The 24,823-nt window shown below is 49.3% G+C and carries 18 protein-coding genes and 1 pseudogene; 13 read left to right on the top strand and 6 right to left on the bottom strand.

The features are described from left to right. The first annotated feature begins 554 nt into the window (after positions 1–554). The 4 genes from FHS21_RS29355 (at position 555) to FHS21_RS31100 (ending at position 4,138) form a co-directional block, all read left to right on the top strand. Positions 555–1,082: a Type 1 glutamine amidotransferase-like domain-containing protein gene (locus tag FHS21_RS29355; protein ID WP_246411322.1), complete on the top strand. Its 528-nt coding sequence runs from the start codon at positions 555–557 to the stop codon at positions 1,080–1,082. 196 nt (positions 1,083–1,278) lie between these two features. Further along, entirely contained in the window at positions 1,279–2,142 is an 864-nt protein-coding gene (locus FHS21_RS29360) for an acyl-CoA thioester hydrolase/BAAT C-terminal domain-containing protein (protein ID WP_376772241.1), read from the top strand. Positions 2,143–2,536: 394 nt separating this feature from the next. Continuing rightward, a complete protein-coding gene (locus FHS21_RS29365; RefSeq protein WP_246411325.1) occupies positions 2,537–3,556 on the top strand; it encodes a metallophosphoesterase family protein in 1,020 nt (339 codons plus the stop codon). A gap of 354 nt (positions 3,557–3,910) precedes the next feature. Further along, complete coding sequence (locus FHS21_RS31100; RefSeq protein ID WP_246411327.1) at positions 3,911–4,138, top strand: alpha/beta hydrolase; 228 nt, start codon at positions 3,911–3,913, stop codon at positions 4,136–4,138. A 453-nt stretch (positions 4,139–4,591) separates the two neighbouring features. Here FHS21_RS31100 and FHS21_RS29375 read toward each other — a convergent pair whose 3' ends face one another. The 3 genes from FHS21_RS29375 to FHS21_RS29385 form a co-directional block, all read right to left on the bottom strand. Beyond that, on the bottom strand, positions 4,592–5,044 hold the full coding sequence (locus FHS21_RS29375) for a Ros/MucR family transcriptional regulator (protein WP_183665608.1): 453 nt from the start codon (positions 5,042–5,044) through the stop codon (positions 4,592–4,594). A gap of 319 nt (positions 5,045–5,363) precedes the next feature. Further along, positions 5,364–6,311 carry a flagellin N-terminal helical domain-containing protein gene (locus FHS21_RS29380; protein ID WP_183665610.1) on the bottom strand — a complete coding sequence of 316 codons (948 nt, stop codon included), beginning with the start codon at positions 6,309–6,311 and terminating at the stop codon, positions 5,364–5,366. A 185-nt stretch (positions 6,312–6,496) separates the two neighbouring features. After that, a complete protein-coding gene (locus FHS21_RS29385; protein WP_183665612.1) occupies positions 6,497–7,384 on the bottom strand; it encodes a LysR family transcriptional regulator in 888 nt (295 codons plus the stop codon). Positions 7,385–8,376: 992 nt separating this feature from the next. On the opposite strand from FHS21_RS29385, the gene FHS21_RS29390 reads away from it, so the two are divergent. Both FHS21_RS29390 and FHS21_RS29395 read left to right on the top strand, forming a co-directional pair. Continuing rightward, positions 8,377–9,828, top strand: coding sequence for a capsular polysaccharide export protein, LipB/KpsS family (locus tag FHS21_RS29390; protein WP_183665614.1), 1,452 nt, complete (start codon positions 8,377–8,379; stop codon positions 9,826–9,828). A 21-nt stretch (positions 9,829–9,849) separates the two neighbouring features. Continuing rightward, positions 9,850–10,830: a KpsF/GutQ family sugar-phosphate isomerase gene (locus FHS21_RS29395; protein ID WP_183665616.1), complete on the top strand. Its 981-nt coding sequence runs from the start codon at positions 9,850–9,852 to the stop codon at positions 10,828–10,830. 107 nt (positions 10,831–10,937) lie between these two features. Here the strand turns inward: FHS21_RS29395 and FHS21_RS29400 are convergent, their stop codons facing one another. Further along, positions 10,938–12,938, bottom strand: coding sequence for a capsule polysaccharide biogenesis protein (locus FHS21_RS29400; protein ID WP_183665618.1), 2,001 nt, complete (start codon positions 12,936–12,938; stop codon positions 10,938–10,940). Between the two features lie 7 nt (positions 12,939–12,945). Then, positions 12,946–14,112, bottom strand: coding sequence for a polysaccharide biosynthesis/export family protein (locus FHS21_RS29405; protein WP_183665620.1), 1,167 nt, complete (start codon positions 14,110–14,112; stop codon positions 12,946–12,948). Positions 14,113–14,484: 372 nt separating this feature from the next. Here FHS21_RS29405 and FHS21_RS29410 point away from each other — a divergent pair, with 372 nt between their 5' ends. The 7 genes from FHS21_RS29410 to FHS21_RS29435 all read left to right on the top strand — a co-directional run bounded on the left by FHS21_RS29410 (position 14,485) and on the right by FHS21_RS29435 (position 24,186). Continuing rightward, entirely contained in the window at positions 14,485–15,675 is a 1,191-nt protein-coding gene (locus FHS21_RS29410) for a KpsE/RkpR family capsule polysaccharide export protein (protein ID WP_183665622.1), read from the top strand. A gap of 18 nt (positions 15,676–15,693) precedes the next feature. Further along, positions 15,694–16,470 (top strand): ABC transporter permease, encoded by a 777-nt coding sequence (locus tag FHS21_RS31105; RefSeq protein ID WP_246411330.1) that lies wholly within the window; start codon positions 15,694–15,696, stop codon positions 16,468–16,470. Continuing rightward, entirely contained in the window at positions 16,467–17,126 is a 660-nt protein-coding gene (locus tag FHS21_RS29415; RefSeq protein WP_312879961.1) for an ABC transporter ATP-binding protein, read from the top strand. Before FHS21_RS31105 ends, FHS21_RS29415 begins: the two co-directional genes overlap by 4 nt. Positions 17,127–17,291: 165 nt before the next feature. Then, complete coding sequence (locus FHS21_RS29420; protein WP_183665626.1) at positions 17,292–17,894, top strand: acyltransferase; 603 nt, start codon at positions 17,292–17,294, stop codon at positions 17,892–17,894. 89 nt (positions 17,895–17,983) lie between these two features. Beyond that, complete coding sequence (locus FHS21_RS29425) at positions 17,984–20,257, top strand: glycosyltransferase (RefSeq protein WP_183665628.1); 2,274 nt, start codon at positions 17,984–17,986, stop codon at positions 20,255–20,257. 51 nt (positions 20,258–20,308) lie between these two features. Beyond that, positions 20,309–21,553, top strand: coding sequence for a polysaccharide pyruvyl transferase family protein (locus FHS21_RS29430; RefSeq protein ID WP_183665629.1), 1,245 nt, complete (start codon positions 20,309–20,311; stop codon positions 21,551–21,553). 98 nt (positions 21,554–21,651) lie between these two features. Next, the gene (locus tag FHS21_RS29435; RefSeq protein WP_183665631.1) at positions 21,652–24,186 is read left to right on the top strand and encodes a tail fiber domain-containing protein; all 2,535 of its coding nucleotides are present in this window, start codon (positions 21,652–21,654) and stop codon (positions 24,184–24,186) included. A gap of 218 nt (positions 24,187–24,404) precedes the next feature. Here the strand turns inward: FHS21_RS29435 and FHS21_RS29440 are convergent. Next, positions 24,405–24,799: pseudogene (locus FHS21_RS29440) on the bottom strand (antitoxin Xre/MbcA/ParS toxin-binding domain-containing protein). Between the last annotated feature and the right edge of the window lie 24 nt (positions 24,800–24,823).

The following is a 24,823-nucleotide window of genomic DNA, read 5'->3' on the forward strand; positions in this document are numbered from 1 at the left end:
CACCCGCACAAGGCATTAGGGTATCAGTCGCCGCGTGAGTTCTTGAACCGTCAAACAGAAATCTGATCCTGTCCGGTTTTTATGGGGCAACTCCAGAGCGGAGCGGAGGATCAGGTGCCTTGACCTCCCAATGCGCCTTTCTGCTGCATCATCGGCAGCCAGCAGAACATCTCCTACGCGGCAAAATCAGGTCGAGGTTTAGAAGGTGAAGTCCCCGCAAGTTCTCCTGTAGGCGCAATCACAGAGAAGAGAATGCAGTCCTGACTTTATGAACGAGTCACTAGGCGTCAGTACTCGCGCAAGCTTCGCCTGATAATCATTCAACCATCGCATCCGGGGCGGGCACCATGAGACTATTTAGGACGATAACACTCATTTTTTCTGCGGCTGCAGCTCCACAATTTGCGGCAGCCAAATCGGCATTTGATCACACGTACACAGATGTTGCGTCGTGCAGATCAAAGTGGATCGCCGCCTTGTCGACATGATGAAGCATCGAGGCAATCGCATTGGCTATATTCCCTCCGGCCCCGAACCAACCAGACAATTCTTTGATGAGCGGAAAGCCTATTACGGCCCAATATGATATTGACCTGTCGATATTCTACGACCTCGACGAGGTCCACAGTCGCAGTGAGGTCGATGATCTTCTGGCCTGTGATGCCATCCATCTCTCAGGCGGAGACACGGTGGCTTTTCTCAATCGAATGAAACGTAGTGGCATGTTGGTTGTTCTGCGCGACTGGGCGGAGAATGGGGGCATTCTGATCGGGACAAGTGCAGGCGCAATTCTAATGACACCTACCATCGCTGTGGACGCACTGTTTTCCGGCCAGCATCCGGAGGAAGTGTTGGAAGGAGGTGCTCTTGATCTCCTGTCTTTCGAGTTTTTTCCACATTTAGACGCGGACCCCAAATTTCTTCCCGCCCTTCTTCGCTACAGCAAGCAAACGCCTAGAACGATTATTGGTTGTTCCGATGGTGAGGGGGTTGTGGTTGCGGAAGGGAATATCGAATGCGTCGGCAAGCCTATGTGGATTTCAAATGGCGAGGTCGTACCCGCTCAGACCACGGAAATTTGAACTGCCAGAGGGACGCAATCGCGAAAAAACTAGAGGACCAGTGGCTAGGTCGGGAGCATCTTGAGTGCGAAGGGCTTGTTGCCAATTTTCTGATTGTTTGCGGTGGATTGCCAGATGGTGGACAAAACCACTGCTCGCGCCTTGGTAAAGCAACTCAAGGCAACACATATTCAGTTTGATACAATCGGAGTTTATCGTGGACGTGAAGGCCCAAAGGCTTACGGAACAAGAGCTCAGCGGAAATGTGAACGGAAAGTTCTTTCGATGCGACGCAACAACGACAGGGGTTGTCGTGCTGGGCGGATCGAGCGGCCGTATTGATATAGGCCGTGCCAAAATCTTTTCGAATGAAGGAGTGTCCGCATTGGCGCTCCAGTGGTTTGGCGGTGAAGGACAAATTCCAGGAATCTGCGAGATACCCCTCGAAACCTTCTTTGCCGCGAATGACTATCTCGTTGAGCAGGGATGCCGACACATTGTCTATGTTGGGACGTCCAAGGGCGCAGAGGCCTCCCTGCTTGCCGCAGTCCATGATCCAAGGATCGACGTGGTGATCGCGATCAGCCCATCTTCGGTTGTGTGGGGGAACATCGGCCCTGGTCGCGATGGAATAAGTTGGCCGGAGAGGTCCTCATGGTCGCTGAAAGGTATCCCCATGCCGTTTGTTCCAGCAGATACGAACTGGGCTCGCGAGTATGTCGATGGCCTGGTGTCTTATCGAGGCCTTTTTGAAAAGTCGTTGAAGACTTTCGCAGCTGAAGTCGATGCGGCAACAATTCCGGTAGAAAAGGTTTCAGGCGATGTAGTACTTGTTGCTGGCGGGGACGACGCGTTATGGCCTTCCTTGTCATTTGCCACATCAATCGTTCGGCGTCGATCTGATACTGGCGGAAACACTTATCTGGTTTCTTCACTGGGCGCAGGTCACCGTATCCTGTTACCGGGTGAGCACACGCCACGTTCCGCGTTACATGCTCATGGAGGCAGGGACGAGACAGACTCAAAGTTGGGCCAAAAGGCTTGGAAACTTATCCGAGAAGTGCTTTCTCGCAATACCTAATTTTCGATACAGCGCAAGAGACAGTCGCTATACCCTGTAAACTCGGGATACTAGCGACGGAGCCAATTTGAGAACGCATTGCAATGCCAGGTGATCCAATCCCCGCCCTTCTCCCACGCAATGGTGGCCATCAGTTCCTATTGTATGGCAACTCTTGCTCAGGCGTGCCCGGTGCACTGCATGAAAAGACCTTTGCGTCGGTGAACGCCGTCGTTCGCCGCCTTAACCCGCAGCCAGAATTCATCCTCTTTCCCGGTGACGAAATTATCGGACTGAGCCCGGATTCGACTCTATTGCGAGCACAATGGCGATATTGGTTCGAAACAGAAATGGCATGGCTTGACCGTGCCGCAACGCCGGGCACACGACGGGCAACCACACCGCTTACGATCCGATGAGCGAAGAGGTCTTTCGTGAAGTCCTCAGCTTGCCAGATAATGGGCCTCCCGGTCAGAGCGGTCTTTCATACTATGTGCGGCGCGATGATCTCCTGATGGTATTCGTTCATACGCTCTGGAGTGGTGCTGGAGGCGAAGGGCATATAGAAACAGAGTGGCTCGAAGCAACTCTGAAAGATCATAAAGACGCCCGACATAAGCTTGTTCTCGGCCATCATCCGGTTTTCCCGATCAATGGCTTTTCTGGCACCTACCAACGGGAAATTGGACACGAATACACCAAGCGATTTTGGGACATTCTCGTTGATGGCAGGGTATTCGCCTACTTGTGCAGCCATATTCTCGCTTTCGACGTGCAAGTGCATCGTGGTGTTCTACAAATTTGTTCGGCAGGTGCTGGTACGGCACACCGGATGCCAGAGGGTGTCGAATACCTGCATTGCGTTCAAGCTGCGCTCGATGAGCAAGGGCTGCGCTGCCAAGTCATCGACACCAATGGAATTGTAAGGGAACGACTGGAATGGCCGTTGCCAGAAACGAATTCCTTACACTGGCAAGAAATTCCATTTGGGGAAACGGATGCATTGTTTTCTGATCATCTGGACACAGGGCATATCATTGAGCTGAGGTTGAGAGGGCGGACTGCCAGTGATGACGTTGCTCCCGCACAAACCATATTTTCTGCGTTCACAGCTGACGCTATGGCCACCATTTGGCTAGGGTTTCGGGGGCCCGAGCAAACCCTGACCTTAATCCTGGGGCGTGATCGGGCCGCAGCCCTTCATATTGGTTCGGACCAAACCTGCCTGCCGGGAATGACTTCGATATTCACGTCGTTCTTTGCCCGGACATGGGACCAGGAGGCGTGCTTTATCGCTACAATGACGACAGCCGCTGGTCTTCATTTAGTGCCGCAACAGCGAAAGGGCTCGACGGTTTGGCATGGCCTTCTCGCTGGGGTGTTGGCCATGGACAAGGTGGCCCACGGGACGGTCCATTTAGAGGGACGTCATTGACCGTTGAAATTTTACGAGCGCCGTAGTTCCCGACCGCATTGTACGCTTTCTATCACGATCATTTTGAGACGAAGAATGCGGTCATTCGTCGGAGGTGAGGCTATCGCATTGTCGCTTCGATCTATAGAATCCGGTCGGAAGTTGTTCGACTGTCATCTCCTCTTCGTATAGCCATCATATTGCTGGACGCCGTTTGAGATTTTGACGTCTACGATAAGTACAGTTAGAGCGGTCGTCCCTTCTGTCTTTCCTGTGTTGGATCATCCTCGGTCAGTCCTTAATTTGGCGAGTTCCTGAACACCATAAGCACGAAGCCTACTTTGCTCTCAGTTCATTCGATCAAAGGGATTTGGAATGCCGAAAGCAGCAGGTTTTTACTACGACATTCGCGAGACGAATTCGGAACTTCCGCCACTTATTCTGCTGCACGGGAGTGGTGGAACAGAGGCAGATTTGTTAAATTTTTCTGAGTCCATTTCACCGAACACGACTTACATTGCCCTGCGCGGCGGAGTTCCTTGGGATGGGGATTTGCATTTTTTCGGCGAAACCCGGACCGGACTCTGGACCAGAGCGATTTGAATGCTCGCACGGCTGAACTGTGCAATTTCATCGCCTTTGCCTCATCGCGTCACGGTTTCTATCGCGCTCCGATCTTGGTGGGTTATTCGAACGGGGCCATTATCTCGGCGTCGTCGATCTGCCAAAACGCCGAGTTGACCTCAGGCGCGATCCTCCTAAGGCCGTTATCGCCATCACCAGATAAGGAATTCCCAACGCTTGCAGATTATCCGATTCTCATCTTGGCCGGGCAGCGCGACGACCGAAGAAGCCCTGGGGATGCGCCAATGATCGAAGAGCAGTTTCGCCGCTCTGGAGCCAGCACGATCTGCCATATGCCGCCGACTGGCCATGGCTTGCATGAGGCTGGATTGGATCAAGCAATTGCCAAATCATGGTTGAAAGATCGTTTTGCAAAGAATTAGCAAACAGTCTCAGGAAACAGATGAAGACGCTAATGGATATTCGAACTGCCTATGAGAATGATGCAGAACGCGCCCTCCCCGACTTTCGGCCGAGCCCCATGGTCCTGGCAAGGCGGGAGCGAGTCTCGGCGTAGTTTGGTGCGACCATTGGATAGGACGGATCAAGATTCCATTTCTTGCGGTATTGCTCGGGCGTCAGATCAAAGGAAGTTTTCAGATGCCGTTTCAGCGATTTGAACTTCTTGCCGTCTTCCAGACAAATGAGGTAATCGGGTGTGACTGACTTTTTGGGGTTCACTGCAGGTACGGGGCTCGGCGAGGCAATGGCCGTCTCTTCGTTTCCAGGCGTTGCTCCGGATAGTGCAGCATGCACGTTATTGAGCAACATCGGCAAATCCGCGGCACGTACCGCGTTATTGCTGACATAAGCGCCCACCAACCTTGCAGTCAGGTCGATAAGCTTATCCTTGCCCGATCCGTTCTCTAAGTCTCCAACTGCCATCCAATTAGTTCCCACTCTTATCTATATTTCTTAAATCATTGGTGGGCCTTTGAACACGAATTGCGCCGAAAATACAAATGCGAAACCGTGCTACCTGGGATCGCATCATATAGTGGATGAAAATATGAGCATCCTTGGCAACTTGAATGAATGCGGACCGAGCATCGGCAGCCGATGCTATTGCGGCCAAGGCGTCGAAACATCACTGGTGTCTGCTTTTAATTTTTGACCTTCGTCGAACTTGGGATCGTTTTCAAAAAGAAACCCCGGAACCAATCGATACCGGGGCAATATATTGTTGCAGATATGTCGTTGCCTGTTAGCCGCGGAAGAGCGACAGGATGTTCTGGTTGCTGGAGTTGGCAATCGATAGGGCCTGTACGCCAAGCTGCTGCTGAACTTGGAGAGCGGACAAGCGAGCCGACTCCTTGTTCATGTCAGCATCAACCATTGATCCGATGCCCCGGTCGATGGCATCAGACAGGGCCGTAATAAACGCAGACTGAAGATCGACACGGGTCTTGGCGGCACCAAGCGTTGCAGCACCCGAAGCCAGCTTGCCAGCGGCCGTTTCGATGCCCTTGAGCATCAAGTCGATGTCGGCGTTGGTTGCACTGGTGACATCCAGATCAAGAATGGATCCCATTGTCGCGGGAGTGGCGGCATCTACCGAAAACTCGGTGTCAAGAATACCTGTTGGACCTGTTGCGGGCGGGGTTGCCTGAGTATCGATCAGGCGAATGTCCTTCAGGACAACGTCGATCGATCCAGTCGTTACGTTGCCGGCCGAGTCGCGATTGTATGAAGATACGATGCTGAAGTTTGGTACAGCGGTCGCGCCTGCATCCTTGGTTGCATCTGTGCTCAGCAGATTGGAACCAGCGTAGCTGGCCTTCGTGCTTTCGCCCAGCTGTGCCTGCAGGGCTTTGATCTCAGTCTGGATCTTGCCCTGGTCATCGGCACTTGCGTTCTTCGCAGACAGAACCTTCTGCTTGATCTGATCAACTACAGATACAACGTCTTTGATGGCGGTGTAAGCAGTATCAACTTTTGCTCCGCCGAGGCCGAGCGAGCTTGTGATCACTTCGTTTGCCTTGTTGTCCGAACGCATGGTTGTTGCAATCGACCAATATGCTGCGTTGTCCGCCGCTTCAGCAACTTTCATACCCGTTGCAATACGGTTCTGCGTGACTGCAAGGTTCTTGTTGGTGACCGATAGTGTCTGTAGCGCGGTCATTGCTGACGCGTTGGTTAGAATACTAGCCATGGAGATAGCCCCTGATGAGATACTACTTTGATCGGGACATACCGGGTTTTCACCGATACGACAGAACGACATCATGTCTTTCGCGACTAATCCGCGAATCCATCATTGTGCAGCTTGTATACGCGGTCGATGAACAATCAGTAAATAGCCAAAGGGAATATTATTTGCATTCATTCGAAGCCTGGTTAACGCATCCTCTCGAGGCAGAAGTCGATATAAGCGCTGACCTTTGGAGTGCGCAAATGCCGCGTTGGATGGACAGCATGCAAAGGTATGGTATCACCCGGCCAATCCGTAAGAAGTCTTACGAGCTTGCCCTCGTTCAAGAGATGTTGAACGCCAATCTCCAAGACTTGGGCGATACCTGCTCCCGATAGACAAGCAGCCACCAGTGAATCAACGTCTGTCAGAACTAGTGGTCCCTTCGTGATCACGGGCACCACTTCTCGATTTCTACTGTATATCCATTGTTGATTCTGTGTTGAGGCAGGGGCGATGCAGGTATGACTCACGAGATCGGATGGGATCTCTGGACTGCCCCGGTGGTGAAGATACGCTGGCGCGGCAACGGTAACAATTCTTGTTTCGAGTATCCTACGCGCGATCAAAGCCGAAGATGTAGGCTCTCCGAAATAAAACTGCACATCGATGCCTTCTGGAATTGGTTCCGCCGACTTGTCAGTGAGTAGTTCGATCTCCAGTTCGGGATAACGATCTAAAAACTCGGCAAAAGCCGGAGCGAGAAACAATCTCGATATCAGCGGGTCAGCGCAAATTCGCAATCGCCCCCGAACTGTCCCAATCGCACCGGATAAGTGGTCCGCAGCTTCCTCCATAACTCCCAACAGGGGGGAAACGTGTTCAAAGAACTGTCTGCCCTTGTCGGTGAGGGTTACCTCTTGACTTGTACGGTCCAGCAGACGCACGCCAAGCCGATCTTCAAGACGGGAAACTGCCTTGCTCACGCCCGACTGCGACATTCCTACAGTCTCGCCGGCGCGCGTAAAATTTCGCGACTGGATGACAGCAGCAAGAACCCCGATCCCGTTTATAAGTCTGCTGTCAAATGGCATGATTTCTATCCGGTCGATCAATCAATGAACAGCGTCACTAACACATCTAGCTTGCCCCAGCCTGAATAGAACGGAATTTGCCAATCTGCATGCCTCGAAGTGGCAATACTCAGGCGAATCCCACGTGCTAATGCACAGCATCTCGGGAGGTGCCGAACGAAAAATCCTCTTTCAGCGCCGCTATTCGGCCGCTCAATACTTTTGTAAAGCGGGGATTTTCCATTGATTGGCCTACTTTCTCAAATACGCATCGATTTTGTTCAAAAGCCCGTTGGACGAAAGCATGCTTACAATCCTGATATAATCACCCTCTCCGCCGCGTATTCCATGCTCAATCTCTCGATAATTTCGTTCTGCTCTTTTAAAATTCCCGCCAATCCGAGTTTTATATTTGTCACGTTTCACCAATGCGCATGACGACAGTTCGTGCAGGAGCACCTACAAGTCCTTAGTTTATAAGTTATTGCTCGAAGTCCGGATACAATGTGCGACTAACAAGTTTTATATTCTGAATCATCCGAAATTGTAGGATTTCAGCTTGCGTTCAAGCTCCGGGCACCTACTTGCCGATATGCTGATAGATTTCGCGTTATTGTATACCTGAGTTTCCAATGTGGTTATCCCCAGGATAATTAGTCTCCAGTTAACCGAAGCAAGTGTTGCAGAATAGCTATAGTGCGCTTTTTTTGATCCATTAGTACCAGAGAGCTAGTTGTTAGAGTTGCGGTCAAATCTAAGTTCGCGTAATGGTTGCACTCTGATGGACGAGAGAATCTAGAAAACATCGAACGTGTTTATGTGTTCACTGGTTCTTCTGACTCTTCTTGAATCCGCTGAGATCGGACAAAGTTAAAGCCAAGGTCATCGCCGAATGATCGGCTATATTTTTGCTCGCTTGCTCAAACGGACCTCTAAACATATTGAACGGATGGTGCAGGCAATTGCGGTAGGCTGAAAGCCACGGCGCGTGCCTCACAGCGCAGGTGGGTGCAGTGGACGGACATTTTGACGGTGCGGCGCTTGGCCGTGCAGTTGACCAGCAAGAGACGACTTCGTTGTCAGGTCAGCTTGCAAAAGGACCCGCTCACGATACCCCTAATCACAAAAGCAGCCGGGGCAGGATAGTATTGCTCCAAGGTCCAGTTGGCCCTTTTTTCAAGGATCTGCAAAAATACCTGAATGACAGAGGATTCGACGCATGGCGCGTCAGATTCAACGCAGGCGACAGGTTCTTTTCGAATGGGCATCGAAATCTGGACTTTGCCGGGGACATCAAGACTTGGCAAACATGGTTTGAGACGTTTTTGAAAACATCACAGGCTGAGTTTGTAATCTTGTTTGGCTGCGAAAGGGAAATCCACCGCACGGCAAGCGAGATTGCAAAGCGGGCCCAAATCAAAGTCATCAGTCTTGAGGAAGGATATATCCGTCCCGGTTTCGTAACCGTTGAAGATGGTGGCAACAATCGAATGTCGCCACTCGCCGGATCTTTACCCCCCGAAACCTTCGTTGCTCCGGTGACAACCGCGCCTCTGCGCAACTTCACAAATTCATTCCAGAAAATGTGTTGGTACGGGTTTGTCTATTACACGTTGCGGAATTTGTTAGCCGGCAGTAATGAACGTAAGCTTTTTCACAAACATCGCTCAATCATTGGCGAGGCATTCCTTTGGATCAGGAACGGCTATCGCCGATTCACGCGCCAAATAATGAACTATTCAACAGTTGAACGACTGCTGGAGCATCACGACCACGAATATTATGTCGTGCCATTACAAGTTTCCGATGACCTACAGATTCGAGCGGCCGCCTACGGCTGGAATAGCGATAAATTGATCATGGCATCAATGGAGTCTTTCGCGAAGCATGCTCCTTCCGAGAGGCGCTTGGTGTTTAAGATTCACCCACTTGAGCGTGGGCACAGCAGCCACCGTGAGTTTATTCAGAAAACGGCCGAGGTTCACAAGATCTCTGACAGGGTCGACGTAATTGACGCTGGTTCCTTGGGGCTTTTGGTTCGGCATTCGGCTGGTGTCATCACCATTAACAGCACTTCAGGCCTATCAGCAATAGCACATGGTGTGCCTCTGTTGGTCATCGGAGAGGCTTTGTATTCTCATCCCGACCTAGCTATCTGTGCGCATGGGAAGCCTGACTTCGATAGCTTTTGGACATCCACGTTCGTTGCCGATGCACTGCTGCGACGTACTTATTTGAGTTGGATAAAAGCGATGTGCCTGAAGCAGGGCGACTACTACTCCGCCGAGGGCCGTACGCCAGTCTTTGAAGAGGTGGAAAAGACAATGGATCTCCATCAACGCAAGCACAAATGGTCAAAGCAAGTTAAAGCCATGCTCGGACCAATACTGAATATGATGGCGTTCGTAGGACTGTTCCAACTGGATTTCTTGGATATTGGGGAGTCGGTTGTGATGTCGCTATGAAATCTCATCCCGGGTAAAATCATGTCCGATTCTCAGGCACTAAATAACAACAGTATCGACTTGATATCGTTGGCCCGCAAAGCATTGTCAGTGGAGGCCGAAGCCTTAAATGAGACCGCAGATGCGCTTGGACCAGAGTTTGAACAAGTTGTTCGACTTTTTGTGAATGCGTCCGGTCGCATAATTGTCTCGGGAATGGGGAAATCCGGACATGTCGGTCGCAAGATTGCCGCGACTCTCTCATCAGTTGGTTGCCCCGCATTCTTCATACATCCCGGCGAAGCCAGCCATGGAGATCTGGGTATGCTTGTAGAAGGCGATGTCTTGTTCGCCTTGTCCAATTCAGGAACCACTGCCGAACTTTCGGATATTGTTTCATTTTGTCAGCTAATTGGCCTACCGATCGTTTCCCTCACAAGTGACGCCAGGAGCCGCCTCGCGACTGCCTCAGATATCGCCTTGGTATATCCGAGGCCACTAGAAGTCTGCACCGTTGGAATGGCACCCACCACATCCACGACCGTTATGATGGCGTTGGGAGACGCGATAGCTGTTTGTGCCATGAATCTACTAGGCACAACGGTCGATCATTTCAACCGATTTCATCCTGGGGGAAAATTGGGCGCACAAACTTCGCGAGTTCATCAGTTGATGCATTCAGGTGCGGCACTTCCTGTGGTCAGTGCCACGACAAGCATGCGTGAAGTGATTTTGACGATCTCTCAAAAAGGCTTCGGCATCGCAATCATTCGTTCGGGTGACAACACCGTGTTGGGAGTGATTACCGACGGCGACATGCGACGGCACATCGAAACTCTCTGGGACAATGTTGCGGGAGACATCGCGCATCTCGACCCAATTGTCGTGAATCAAAATGCGCTGGCATCGACAGTCCTACAGCAGATGACGCAACATAAGATTTCCGCAGTACCTGTCTTAAACGACGAGGGAGCGCTCGTTGGTCTTTTGCATATTCACGATTGTCTAAGAGCGGGTTTGTAAAATGACCAAGTTGACAATCCAGTTCGATAAGGGAAGCCGAATTGTCCCATCAAATTCATTGAATGTCGGCGAGGAAGGACACCTTACTTGTTCTAGCCCCAAGCTCGTCATTGGATCCGGGAAACTGGTACCCGATGGAAGTTATCATCGATGAACGATGGATAACAGATATACGCTGCCGCGATGACTTCGGTAAGCTGAGCTCGCCGCTTTCTTCGCGCACATTGCTGTTTATCCGTCGTAAGTCCCCAACCCGCGTAAAACGGCATGCCAAAACATGTCACAGCTTTATTTCTCAACAGCGCCTCAAAACCAAGTAGCGATGTCATCGTCCACACTTCGTCAACCTGATTGATGGCCGCATCGCTTGAAAGCCGCGTCTCCACGTAGTCCGCAAATCTGAGCGCTCTATTCGGATTGATATAGCCATGGCGATTGCCAGCATCGACGTCCGGATGAGGCTTGAAGATTATAAATGCGTCCGGATTCTCTGCCCGCGTCATTTCAAGCAACTGCATGTTCGATCTAATTTGGCCCGCGGCCTTTTTGATGGACGCATCATCCTCAACTTGTCCTGGGACAAGAATGATCTTCCTGTCGTTCGGGAGGGCAGCGATCAGATAGTTCTCACCGACATTATACTTCGTGAGGCCGGAATTCACAATGTGGAGTCGAAGCTGCTCGGCCTGTTCGAGGACAACATTCGAAAAGTTGCCAGCTTCGATCGCCGTCTCCAAGTCACTCGCTCGCGTACTGTCGTAATAGATTCCTGAGCTATCCAACACTAATGAACGCGGTGGCACCAAGTCCGATCCAAGACCTCTCGATCTGATGAATCCATCCTCCATTCGGTGAAGGGTAACGCCAGCCGCAATAGACTCAGCCTTCAGCTTTTCAGTACTTTTCGAGGCCCAAACAACGACCCGCCCATTGCTCGCCTTGGCCAGTTTCAACGCTTCAGCTGATGATTTTAGAAACCGTGGTTCCTGATATGTCGAACGGAGGAAGGCAGATACTGCCTTGCGCTTCCATTTGCTCATTCCGAGACAAAAAGTCGGTTCTTTGTGCTTCTCGTTCTGGTCACGCCAAAAGGACAAGAGGTGGGCGACAGTTTCAAAGTCTGACAATGTATCCGTCAGCGGATCGTAATACGTTGGATACAGAAGATATGCTGCAGCAAACATTTCTTCCAGCGTCGGCCTGCTTGTTCGCCTTTCACATTGGACAGTGTCCGTTGTCAGTCCCCAACCAGCATAAAATGGCATTCCAAACGTATACACTCGCTTGCCTGAAATGAGAGCTTCAAAGCCCATTCCGGAGGTCACAGCGTAAACCGCCTCCGCGTTTTCAATTAGGTCCCACGGGTTGATTGACTGATCCACGACTGTGACGTCGACCAAATCCTTCGGAAAATGACCTGCATTTATTCCGGCAGTCACTCCCGGATGTATCTTGATAACGATGCGCGATCCCGGATGATTGCTTTTCGCGGCATCCAGCATCTCGTTGAAACTGGACGCGCTCGCCATGCCACAGGGTATCGACATATCACCCAGGGTCTGATCGATGACAAGTACGTAATTGGAATGCAAGAGCTCTGAAGGCATTGGCTCGGCAGCCGAATTGTATTTGGACAATCGGTTATTCCGCATTAGGTCCATTCCTCGGCGAGCTCTTTCCAGCAATTCGCTGGATACACAGTTTGGCTCGTTAAGCAAATCTTCCAAGCGGGAACGGCCCGTCGCGTCATAATAGATGCCAATAGGGTCAAGGATAATACTGAGAGGGGGTTCGCCCGCTTGTCCAAGACCTATTGAACGTAGAAATCCGTCTTCTAACGCAATGAATTGTTTGCCATGGCGATCAGCGCGTATTTTGCTTTGCTTCCCTGATGACTTGCGGCCCCACCCGGCGAACGCTGTCGCCTGTGACGGTTTGTTTGTCAGCTGCCACCCTGCCAGTTGAAGAATGCGCGAGACCTGGCGCTGCTTCGCAATACTTCGGGGCAAAGCCAATTGTCCTTGATAGGCGTCGACGTCGTCGTTGCGACGCCTGCGATTGCGCAATTCTTTAGCTAGAAGACTGCCGTATGAAAGTAGCCTACGCAAATGAATCCTAAAACCCGTTAACAGTACGCGCCAATCCGGCTGGAGCAGCGACCAGATTCAGGAACTTGATAAAATCAGTCGCTGGATGACGCGACAGATATATGACGTCCTTATTGTTCACCGGGAAGTTCTGTCCGAGCATATAGCTCTGTGGGTTCGACATGTTTATTCTATAAATGATCGGATAACGCCCTGCCCGATTTGGATACATTCCATTCGCTATTTTCTCATTAAAACGTTTGTCGCCAAGGACGAGTTTTACGATGTTCTCGTCTTCATATCGGAAAACAAAATACCCTTTTGGATCGGCGAGGTTCACGTTGCTGCCGCCTGCTAACGCGGCCGCCTCGATCAAAGTCAGAGATGCAGCATTAAACGGGATTTGTCCGACTTTTCCCGTTGAACCCAACACAGTAAAGGTCCGAGGATCAAAGGTTACGAAGATTTGGTCACCCGGCTTGGCGTACACGTTCTCCTTTGGCTTTTCGACCAAAGTCTGAAGAAGCACGTTACCCGTTTTGTTTCCTCGTGTGAGAGATACATATGAATCGTAAGGGGCCTTCGTCGGGCCACCAGCCTTCGCTATAATTTCAGTCAGCTGCTCGCCCGACAGTCCCAGTGGAACGATCGACGGCCGACCGATTGCTCCGTTAATTGAGACCGTCCTGGAAGCGTTTTCAGCAAGAGCAATAACCACATCTGGTTCGACGGCTTTGCCTGTAAGTGCAGATACAATCGAACGTCGCGCAGCCTCTAACGTGTTACCAGCGAATTTGAAGGATCCAACGTAGGGAATTGGCGCTCGGCCATCGGGCTGAACGACAACATTCAATGTGATCGACTTCTGTTCTTTCGTTGAAAACAAACCATCTGGTCCAGCCTCAAAGATGGTAATGCTGAGTGCATCACCTACTCCAATAACTGGGGTAGTGGCAGGTCCACCGAAACCGAAGGTGCGTTCGAACGATATGGGGACATAGGCCGAAACAAGGTTCGCCACACGTAGGTCAACGTCAACGACCTCGTATACCAGTGAATTCGGTGCGGCAGATGATTTTGCGGATTGCAAGACTTCGCGCGTTAGTGGTCCATCAGTCGGTACACTACCGCAGGAAGCCAAGATCAATGAAGCGCACAAAGCCGCGCAAGCTCGCGCCTTGAAACCAAGAGCCATGTATTTTCCCAACGCCAACCTTTTTTGTGTAGTCTGTACAATCAAGGGGCATTCGATGCATGGTCCTTGAAGATAGCTGAGGTATTTGAACGACAATCAGCAGTTGCCACACAATTATTAAATTTCAAAGAACTTTCGATATAAGAAGCCACGAACGTCGCGAAGTGTGTCATTTCGGAAACCCAATGACGAAAGAATCGGAATACATCAATAGTCGAGGATTCATGCTGCACACTCCACGTTAGCGTCGAATGTGCGTGACAATGAGTAGTGTGTCGCGTATGAGGCTGTAGACTAAACTTTCCTAAGAAAAACCGCGACGACGTGACGACGCCAAATCTGAGCGCAAAGAATCGGGCGTGGAGTGATGTTTTGAATACACATAAGATGCCCACCGAATCCCCGCCAATCTTGAGTCGAACCGAAAGAAAACAGCCCCCACTAACAAGAATATCGTGGAGCACTCTTTCGTTTCTTGTTGTGGTTATTATTCCAATTTTGTTGATTGTATCTTATTATACTTTTATTGCGTCTGACCAGTATCGGTCACAGACACTCTTTGCAGTGAGAGGCACCACCACCTCGCCACTATCTTTATTGGGTTTGACCTCCCTACCTGGTGCAAACGTTCAATCGGGAGATGCGCACATCGTATCGGACTACATACAATCAAAACAAGTTTTGATTGATGTTCTTGAAAAAAAGCAAATTGACGCGAGGAAGTACTACTCAAATTTGAACATCGATGCTGTCTATCGTATTAAACGAGACCTATCATTTGATGAGTTCCTCGAATATTGGAACCGGATGACTGACGTTGAGTTCAATTCAAACACGGGCATCACCACCTTTAACGTAAACGCTTTCTCCGCAAGAGATGCACAGCTAATGTCGGAAAGCGTCTTGAGTGTTTCTGAAGAATTGGTCAATCGACTGTCCGACAATGCCAGGCAGCAATTGATTTCTACCGCAAAAGAGGAGGTTGAGCGTACAGAAAATCGGCTAAAGAACGCACGGCAAGCGGTCGAAAGTTTTCGCAATAGAGAGCAAGCGCTTGATCCGCAGTTGTTAGCACAATCTGAGCAAACGATTATTGGTGAACTGCAAACTAAACTCGTTGAGCTTAAGGCGCGCCAAAATGCGCTTCTAGCGACCACCCAAAATAGTCCTACATTGCGCGTTATAAACCGGGAAATAGAGGCGATCGAAGAGCAAATCGAGAATCAGAAAAAGCGAGTTGGGTCTGGTGGCAGCCACGATAGCGACACTTCAAGCGAACGCAGTTTGAGCCGTATCTACACCGACTATAGCACTTTATTGCTTGAGCAAGAATTCGCGGAAAAAGCATATACATCTGCGCTGACCTCCCTAGAGCAATCCCTTAGCGAGGCCCGAAAACAAGAGCGGTATTTCGCGATCATCGCGGCTCCATCCTTGCCAGAAGTAGCGCTCTATCCAAAGCGAACAAGCAATGTCCTTATGTCAATCGCTGGGTTATGTGTCTGTTGGCTCCTCGGCTATTTGATAGTTCAATCGGTGCGTGACCACGCCATTCGAATATGAAAGATAGAACGACAAAAAATGCACATTTTCCACAGCGCATCCCAATCGGGCCGGGTAATTGTCGCGATTGTCTTGCGAGAGACGAAGACGCGTTTCGGCAAGCACAAGTTAGGTTATCTTTGGGCCCTAATTGAGCCTATGGCATATATATCAGTCCTTCTGTTCATTCGCTTACAACTCCATGCTTCAATACCATTCGGAGAAAGCTACTTTTTGTTCTTCATCACGGGGATGATCAGCTACAGAATGTACCAATCAATCGCCGGGCGAACAATGAAGGCGATTAGCGCCAACAAATCGCTCTTGACGTATCCCCTGGTCAAACCAACAGACGCAATCGCTGCCCGTGTGATGTTGGAATCGCTTACAATGCTGGCGGTACTAGGTATATTTTTCTCGATATTGGCTTTTGTGTCCTCTAACACTGTTATTCACTATCCAGATCGATTCTTCGCCGCCATCGCGACAATCATCTTTCTCGGCGCAGGAGTTGGCACGTTCAACGCCGTAGTGTCCTTGTTAATGCCCGTGTGGGAGAGAATTTGGACCCTCTTAAATTTTCCGATGCTTTTTTTATCGGGGATATTCTATCTCCCAAAAGAACTACCTGAGCCCGCGCGAACACTGTTGTCATGGAACCCAGTCCTCCACTGCGTAGAATGGGTACGCTTTGCGACCTATTTGGACTACGATCCGCTGCTCGACCGATCTTATGTGATTACCATAGCGTTATTGATGATGACGATCGGCCTATTGCTCGAACGGACATATCGCAACGTGCTGGTGCGCCCGTGATTGTTTTCAACAAGGTATCCAAATCCTATCCATACAATGGGGGACGAAAGTCTATCCTTAATAATTTTAGCGGCACGTTTCCTCAAGGGGTAAATACCGGAATTCTTGGAAAAAACGGTGCCGGCAAATCGACGCTTATTCGCCTATTCTCCGGGGGAGAGCCCCCAGATTCTGGCTCAATATCCCGCCAAGGTTCGGTGTCATGGCCCTTAGGATTTAGCGGCGGTTTTCATGGATCACTTTCGGCGCGAGAAAATGTCCTATTTATCTCGCGAATTTATCGTAGGGATCCGAGAGAAGTGTTCGATTTCGTGGAGGATTTTGCTCAGCTAGGTAAATATATCGATATGCCCATCCAATCTTATTCGAGCGGGATGAAAGCACGACTTGCGTTTGGCGTGAGCATGGCTATCGATTTCGATTATTATCTAATTGATGAGGTCATCGCGGTAGGCGACTCAGCGTTTAAAAGAAAGTGCCGAATTATGCTTGGAGATCGGCGAAAGAGATCTACGGTCATACTTATCTCCCACAGCAACAACCTATTAAAAGAGTTTTGTGATGTGGGCGGCGTGTTACACAATGGCCAACTCGAATTTTTTTCCACTGTTGATGAAGCGATACAAACACATGAGTTCAATCAAAGTTTATTGTAAAGCTGTGATGATAATTCCTGAACTTCACATAAAGCCTATCCAGTATTGCGACGCAAATATGCTCTTCGCATGTTTTATGACCTATGAATGAGGTCCCTCACTTGTTTTGTAACCGCACGCGAAAAACGCGGTTGCCGACTGCGATTGCAACCAGGGGACATCTAGATGGATGAAATGAGCCTAAAGGTCGCTGAAGGAAATATATTTACGATTGGCGAGCGTGTTGCAACACAGCGCGCTGTGATAGATATTAAGGGTGTCGGGAACCGGATAGAAATAGAAGATGATTGCGTCATCAAAGGTTCAAAGTTAACCGTTACGTCGGATAACAACACAATAATCTTGCGTCGAGGGGTCAGATTTAAGGGAGCCATCATTCAGAAGATATCTCCAAATAATTTGGTTGAGATCGGCGAGGACAGCACTTTTGGGCACGCCAACTTTATTGCCGGAGAGGGGACGAGTATCCGGGTGGGTGCTCGTTGTATGTTTTCATGGGGCATCGAGATTCGAAGCACCGATTCTCATGCTATATTTGACCATCAGAACCTTCGTATAAACTCCGCAGCAGATATAACGGTTGGTTCCGATGTTTGGGTTGGGGCCAAGTCAACAATACTAAAAGGTTCGTTCATTCCAAATGGCTGTGTTGTTGCTATCGCCTCAGTTGTAACCAAGCGATTTGAGAAAGAGAACGCGATATTGGCGGGTGCTCCAGCTAGAATCATCCGGGAAGGCGTCCGTTGGGAACGTACCCTTTTGGGGTAAATTCAAAAGCCGATCAGTAGCAAATTTTTATAAAAACTGGGTAGGACAGCGTCTGTTCTACACGGAACTAAGGACTAGTGAGTGCAGCGATGAATCTAAATTCAACTAATGAGAGCAGTTACTTCAAGGACTACAATTTCTTATATGAAAATCATTCCATAACACTTGTAATTCCTATAAGATTGACGCAATCACGTTTAGATCTTCTTGATCGCTTGTACAACTATAAATACGACACTGACTTGCCAGACAATCTCGACCTGGTCATCGTAGACGACGGCTCTCGTCCCGAGCTATTTAAAAAAGTTGAACAGTTGGGAAGCAATCAGATTACCATATTGCGAACTAGCGCTAAGCCGCACCAAGACTTCAATCTTGCAAGAGCGCGCAATTACGGTGCCCAGCACGCAAAGGGAAAGTTTGTCTTTTTCCTCGATGCGGATTTAGTACCGTATCCTGGATTTTTCAAGTCAATACAACGCGAGATCGCGCTATCCCAAATGGATAAGCATGTCGACAGATTCTTGATGTGCCCCGTAATTTACTTGACGGATATGGCTTTCGATCTTCACGAGAAGATGCCGCCTGAATTTCGAAGACAATTTTTCATTAGTGCCATGCTCGCCAATGATACCAATCTCATTGAAAAATTTTCCTCTGGTACCTCAGCGATAGTGATAGAGAAGAAATATTATCTCTCACGCGGCGGCCAAGATGAACAGTTCAATGGGTGGGGATATGAAGACTACGAATTTGCCAACCGATTGATTAGACGCAATCGGCAATTCCCTCTTCCAAGCGACTGGTTGTCCATGGCCGGGAATTTCATGACGATTCGTAAATATTCTGGTTGGAAAGCCATATATCGCCTCTACGGCGACTGGCTATCCAACAAGGGAATCTATCTCTTTCACACGCCGCATCCGATAGAAAAGCGTTACCACCATAATAAAGACCAAAATCTTGCTTTGCTGAAGTCGCGTATGATTGACGATCAGGGAACGGGCAATGAGCCCCCGGCCTTGCCCGATTTAACAATTAACCGTAAAACGCTACTATTCCGCAAAAATCCCTTTTGTTTTCACAGGGCTTTTGCTCCAAATTTGGGTGAGCACCTTTTCTCATCAGAGGACAGATTTCACGATGTGAATATTTTTCTGCAATTTCTGGCCGACAACAACATCTCCTTGGTGGTCTTTCCAAATCCATATTCGAACGAAAAACTTCTCACTATTTACAACTGGTGTCGCGACAACAGCGTCCCATATGTCGTCTCTGAGCGTGGAGCACTTCCGGACTCTGTTTTTCATGACCCCCGTGGATTTCTTTCTGACAGCGAGAGCTACTGCCCTCACTACTGGAACATGCCGCTTTCGGAGGATAAATTAGAGCGTGTCACCCAATACATATCATCGGTAAGGTTCGGTGATAACGTACTAGAAAAGCAAGCCCTTAGGCTGGATGTTGCAACGATACGCGCTCGCTTAAAACTTGGCCGCAAGAAGGTTCTGTTCGTACCGTTTCAGCAGCCAAATGACACGGTCATCAAGTATTTTTGTGGTCCGATCAAAACTTTCGAGAATTTCCATAACCTAGTAGCCAAATTACCAGAAGAATTGGGCGATGAATGGTGCGTGGTTTACAAACGCCATCCAGCTGAAGACGGTGTAGCTCCTATAGAGGGCGCAATCTGCGCGGATGACTACCACGTCTATGATCTTCTCGAAATTTCAGATGCGGTCGCACTCATTAACTCCGGCGTCGGTGTGCTAGCGATGATGTTTGGCAAACCCGTGTTTAGCCTCGGTGAGACTTGGTATTGTCATGCGAACCTCTGTGCAAATGTCTCCGATCCAACTACGCTGGCTCACGATATTCGTCAGGGCTTTTCCTTAGATTATGACGAAGTCCTGAGATTTATCTATTATTTGCGTTTTGGGTTTTACTCTTTTGGCAAGATGGTGCAAAGGCGGGTTCGTTACCCAGACGGCTCTCCCATAACAGCAACCACGGATATCCAGTACTATGAGCTAAGATATTGGAATGATCAGACAACTTATCTGCCAATAAGTTGGAAACCGATCGGAGATTCAAGCCCCCTATTTGATCGTTATAAAGCCTCCGCTCCATCCTCGGCGATAGCCACGTCCAACTCTAAACTACCTTCCCAAAAAGCGTCGGCCTTGATCGCGCATGCAGAGCCACAAGTGCTGACCGCTGGCGGAAAACTGGATCAGGTTTCCGCCGAAATAAATGCATTCACTGAACCTGCTGCAGTTAGGAAACTACGAAAGTTGCGGAAAAGCCCGGTAAAGTTTTTCCTTGATGCTGCGAAGAAGTTATTCGCAGCAAAGCGTATCTAATGTTCACGGCAAAAGAACCCGTATGAAATTCACATGTAAAGGAAATCGGTAGTGGCTGAGATTGCAAAACCCAAGCGCTTGTTATTTTTTCGTCCCGCGCAAGCCAATGTTTGCCCCACACCTGCGATTTCTTATCAGATAGGCGTACCCGTCTCATCTGGTTCAACTCTCAGAGATCACGTTGCAGCATTCGATCTGGTTGGCAATTCCGGCAACATGATCCATAGAATGGCCATGGTTCAAATGCTGAGGTTTGATCGCCAAAACTCGTCCCAGGTAAATTTATTTAGATTGATGAAGAAGCTTGGCAGCATCGATCGGGTCGCGCAAATCATAAACGATAAATTTGATGGTATCGTTATCACGATGTCAAATTTCTTGCGCCGCAAAGCCAGCGAACCGGGGATGGCCGAGTTGTTGACTAAACTTGACTGCTCAATCTACTGCGTGGGAGCTGGTCTGCAAGATGAATTACCTCTGGGCGATATATCGGTTCTCGAGCCTGATTTGGCTGATTTGATGCGAGTTTTGAATCAAAAAGCGGTGCTGTTCGGTGTCCGAGGCCATAAGACATTGGAGTGGCTGCATTCGGTAGGCATAGACAGAGCGACTGCGATAGGCTGTCCCAGCATGTTTGTTTACCCTCGAAATATTATGTCTTTAAGACCACCAAAGCAAATCGAGAACATTATCTCAGCTGGACATATGGTGCTGTCAAAAAAACCAGATAGCCGAAGCCATAAATTAATGCGTGCTCTAAATGGAGTAAGAACTGCTTATGTATTTCAAGGAGAACACAAAAATTTCTTGGAGATACTAGATACTCCAAATGTCTATAATGAAGCAACACAAACGTTAAATGCGGATGTTATAAATGAATATATTTCGAATAAGTGTGCAATCGAGCCACCATTTTCAGAGTATTATTCGTTCAACGAGGTTTCGGCTTGGAGGCAGGCTTGTTTGAGGTTCGATGCCTACGCCGGAGATCGAATCCACGGGGGGGTAGCCGCCATGCAGGCGGGAGTTCCGGCTCTCATCCTCTACGATGATGCCAGGGTGGCGGAATTGGCTTCGTATCACAGCCTGCCCTCATGTACGCTTGACGAATTTTCGATGCTTGGATGCCGCGCAGCGCTTAGAAAATATTTAAATGACGAGACATTGGCAAAGATGAAAGAGGACTACGCTCTGATCGCTCAGCGATTTTACCGAACGTTGCACGATGCAGGGTTACAACTTCAGAATGATGAGAGATCACTATTTGAGGTTGCGGATAGCTCTCGTGTGATCTGAGACTGTTTGCGTAGTTAGGTAGAGAAGCATTTTTTGTGTTGGTCATTTGGTCATTTGAAACCCATTTACGGAGTAGACCAACGAGTGTGGATTGAATCATGGATGACCGAGACGCAAATCGCCAAGCCGACGACGTTTCCGACCGTCTATCGCTAGAGGTTGCAGCACGAAGATCAGTGGATAGTATTCTCCAGATTGGCTTGAATGGTGAAAGAGATGCACGGATTGAGGGGGATCAAGCTATAGCCAGTTTGATTGGTCAAGCTGGAACAATTGAAGTGGCAGTGTACGACACAAGACTAGCGGCATCTTTTTCATTTATTAAAACGACATCGAACTCATTAATAACGAATGGGTTTTCTACGCCGGGCGATCAAGGTGGAGCGACCTATTACCGGAAGTCGGCACTAGAGATGGATATGCCAGGTGACTTCGTCTCATCTGGCAATGTCCGCTGGGGAATTGCGGACCCCATACTCAACGTTCGATCTTTTGGCGCAAAAGGAGATCGGATCACCAACGACACGGTTGCTGTGAAAGAAGCACAAACCCTTGCTAAAATCTTACAACGTCCTGTCGACTGGGGAGTCGGCGGCTATATACTAAGTGAAACGGTCGAACTTCCAGCAGGTATACAGCAGATCGGCCATGGCGGAGGAGCATGGCTGTCCTGGTCGTGCGCCTTAGAAAAACTGCCAGCGCCTACCGAGTTAATTTTCATTGGATCGGGACCTCGCGTACACACGCAAAAATATGTCACGGATATGCGCAGTGCTGGCGGAGTTGTTGCTAACCCTTCGTCGCGTGACGGCAATGACCAATCTTATTCCCTAACGAGCTTCATGAATGATGATGGTACACTTCGCAAATTTTCTTGTGCAGTTAAAACCGAGACAAGCGGACGGGGCATTACAATCCGCGATATGCGCATCGTCTTAAATCATCCGAGCGCGTCCGAATTACACGGGATCGGGGGATACAACGACCCGGAAACTGTTCATCAGGGCGATGATTGGGATGTTGGTTTTTGGAACCAAAGCGGACAAAATTTGATCTTGAGCAATGTTCACGTGGTTGGTTACTGGCGTATGTTTGGAGCCATCCAGACTGCAGTCATTGACAATGACACTGCAACAAGCGGCGGTGGAAGGACGGGAAGCGAGTATTCAAGATATATTTATTGCAATTTTCAAGGTGCTGTTGGTTTTGGTATTCGGGGAGGTGACAGTTATCGTATTGATGAAGTCGGTGACAATTATGTTGCAATAGAAGATTCACCAAACCTTCCATTCAAGCTGGAGGGTTCAGGCGGTATTAAATTAGGAAAAAACGAAAATTCTGCTGCCACTTTCCGTTACTATATGTCGGATAGGGTCCGAGGTAAGACACGTCTATATATAGTAGAAAATCTGGCCGGCATAAATGTCGGAGACGTACTCATCTCTAACATTTTTGGTTTTGGTACCTCGAATACCGTTGTTCAAGATTGTGAAATAGCGGGCTACAATCACGCGAGCGGACGCCGCGCAACTCAGCTTGAAATGCCACTTTCTAAACCGTCCGCCGCCTTTGAGGGCAGTGGAGCATTTGTTAGAGGCATCACGTTTAGAGGCACAAAATTTCTAGGACGAGAAGACGTATTGTGGCACATGCACGAGATTGCAGATGTTACGATGGACAGCCAAACAATCGTCGAAGCAAAGATTGACACTTATACCAAGACTGTTGGAGGGCGATGCATAGCGTCTCCCTCGCCGTCTTCTAACGATCGCGCCAACAGTCCGATGGGGCAGACAGACGGTCTAAGGCTAGAATTCATTTCGAGTCAAACTAACAACCACAACGACCTTCGCCCACGTTCGGGGCTGTCTGCGCCCACGCGTTTTGGAAATGCCGAAGATTACGGTTTGTTCTCTCCGCAATCGATCCGATGGTTGGATCAACTCATTCCTCCGCAGAAACTGAATAGCGTCATTCAAGGACCGCCACGAGGAGCACTTGTGCTGCGTGATGCAGACGATTTATTACGAGTTCATATCGGCGCGCAATTAACAATTGGCGACAGTTCTGGCCAAGCGCGATTGACCATTGACCCGGCCGGAAAGTTATCAAGTCTTTTGGGTGGTGGCGCAGGCATCAGTTTACATGGAAATTCAATCACTCCAACCTTGGATGACGCCCTGAGCTTAGGAACCGGGACATTCCGTTGGCAACAGATTTATGCTGCCACTTCGGCGATCAGCACTTCCGATGAAAGAGAAAAAGACCATATTCAGAAAATTGAGGACACCATACTTGATGCTTGGGCCGATGTAGAATGGTGCCAGTTTAAATTTAAGGATCGCGTGAGATTGCATATCGGGTTGGTCGCACAACATGTGAAAATGATATTTGAATCTCGAGGTATCGACCCGTTCGAATATGGAATCTTGTGCTTCGATGAATGGGACACACCAGACGAGGTATTGATCGGCACAAATTCAAATCTGGAAACATCGCAAACCTCATCAGGAGACAGGTATGGAATACGGTACGAAGAGGCATTAGCCCTGGAAGCTGCTTATCAAAGGCGTGAACTTTCCCGCTTGAAGACTCTCACTGCCGTATTAAGCAGACAAGTTGGCGGTTCCTGACATCAGACCCTGCATCCGCTACTTATTTCCCCAAGAGGATGAGTGTCGCAAGGAAGCAACAAGTTATATTTGCTCGATTATTAAACTTCGCACCTTCCCAGCCGTTCGGAAAAATTCATCGAAAGCAAGGGGCATTGATAAATTAAAGGTCATTCGAGTAGGTACCCGTGGAAAGCTATATTTAGTGATTTATCACTCTGAAGCGGCAACCCATTTCCCTAAAAATCAAGCGGATTGCCACGCTCCGCATCTATCCATTCACGCATCGCAACAAGGTCGCTCATCTCTCCGCGCAACATTAGGTCAAGTGCCGATAGGTCGCCAAAGGCAGCGTTGAGCTTGCGAACCCACGCATAGCCACGGTCTGGCTCCTTAAACAGGTGGCGGAGACTTTTGTGGATGCCAATTAGATGTGCCATCCTCATACGCAAATCGCGATCGATCCTGCCGATGACCCCTTCTTTCCAGCGTGCCCATGTGCGGCCAGACATGCCGCCGAGCAAGCCTCGGCATCGGTAAGATTCCAAACCTTGCATAGGTTAACTGTCGCACGCGCCAACGCACGCGCTTCAGTCGCATGCGTATTGTTTTGCGTGAGGCGATCCGGGCCCATAACTTCCCTGCCTAATATGTCTCG

Source organism: Phyllobacterium trifolii, assembly GCF_014192095.1.
Classification (GTDB): Bacteria; Pseudomonadota; Alphaproteobacteria; order Rhizobiales; family Rhizobiaceae; genus Phyllobacterium; species Phyllobacterium trifolii.

What these genes read in the sequence shown, in the direction of transcription:
- FHS21_RS29405 (WP_183665620.1), bottom strand. Translation starts at nt 14,112, where the DNA reads ATGGCTCTTGGTTTCAAGGCGCGAGCTTGCGCGGCTTTGTGCGCTTCA.
- FHS21_RS29395 (WP_183665616.1), top strand. Translation starts at nt 9,850, where the DNA reads ATGTCCGATTCTCAGGCACTAAATAACAACAGTATCGACTTGATATCG.
- FHS21_RS29365 (WP_246411325.1), top strand. Translation starts at nt 2,537, where the DNA reads ATGAGCGAAGAGGTCTTTCGTGAAGTCCTCAGCTTGCCAGATAATGGG.
- FHS21_RS29380 (WP_183665610.1), bottom strand. Translation starts at nt 6,311, where the DNA reads ATGGCTAGTATTCTAACCAACGCGTCAGCAATGACCGCGCTACAGACA.
- FHS21_RS31100 (WP_246411327.1), top strand. Translation starts at nt 3,911, where the DNA reads ATGCCGAAAGCAGCAGGTTTTTACTACGACATTCGCGAGACGAATTCG.
- FHS21_RS29435 (WP_183665631.1), top strand. Translation starts at nt 21,652, where the DNA reads ATGGATGACCGAGACGCAAATCGCCAAGCCGACGACGTTTCCGACCGT.
- FHS21_RS29355 (WP_246411322.1), top strand. Translation starts at nt 555, where the DNA reads ATGAGCGGAAAGCCTATTACGGCCCAATATGATATTGACCTGTCGATA.
- FHS21_RS31105 (WP_246411330.1), top strand. Translation starts at nt 15,694, where the DNA reads ATGCACATTTTCCACAGCGCATCCCAATCGGGCCGGGTAATTGTCGCG.
- FHS21_RS29375 (WP_183665608.1), bottom strand. Translation starts at nt 5,044, where the DNA reads ATGGCAGTTGGAGACTTAGAGAACGGATCGGGCAAGGATAAGCTTATC.
- FHS21_RS29385 (WP_183665612.1), bottom strand. Translation starts at nt 7,384, where the DNA reads ATGCCATTTGACAGCAGACTTATAAACGGGATCGGGGTTCTTGCTGCT.
- FHS21_RS29420 (WP_183665626.1), top strand. Translation starts at nt 17,292, where the DNA reads ATGGATGAAATGAGCCTAAAGGTCGCTGAAGGAAATATATTTACGATT.
- FHS21_RS29425 (WP_183665628.1), top strand. Translation starts at nt 17,984, where the DNA reads ATGAATCTAAATTCAACTAATGAGAGCAGTTACTTCAAGGACTACAAT.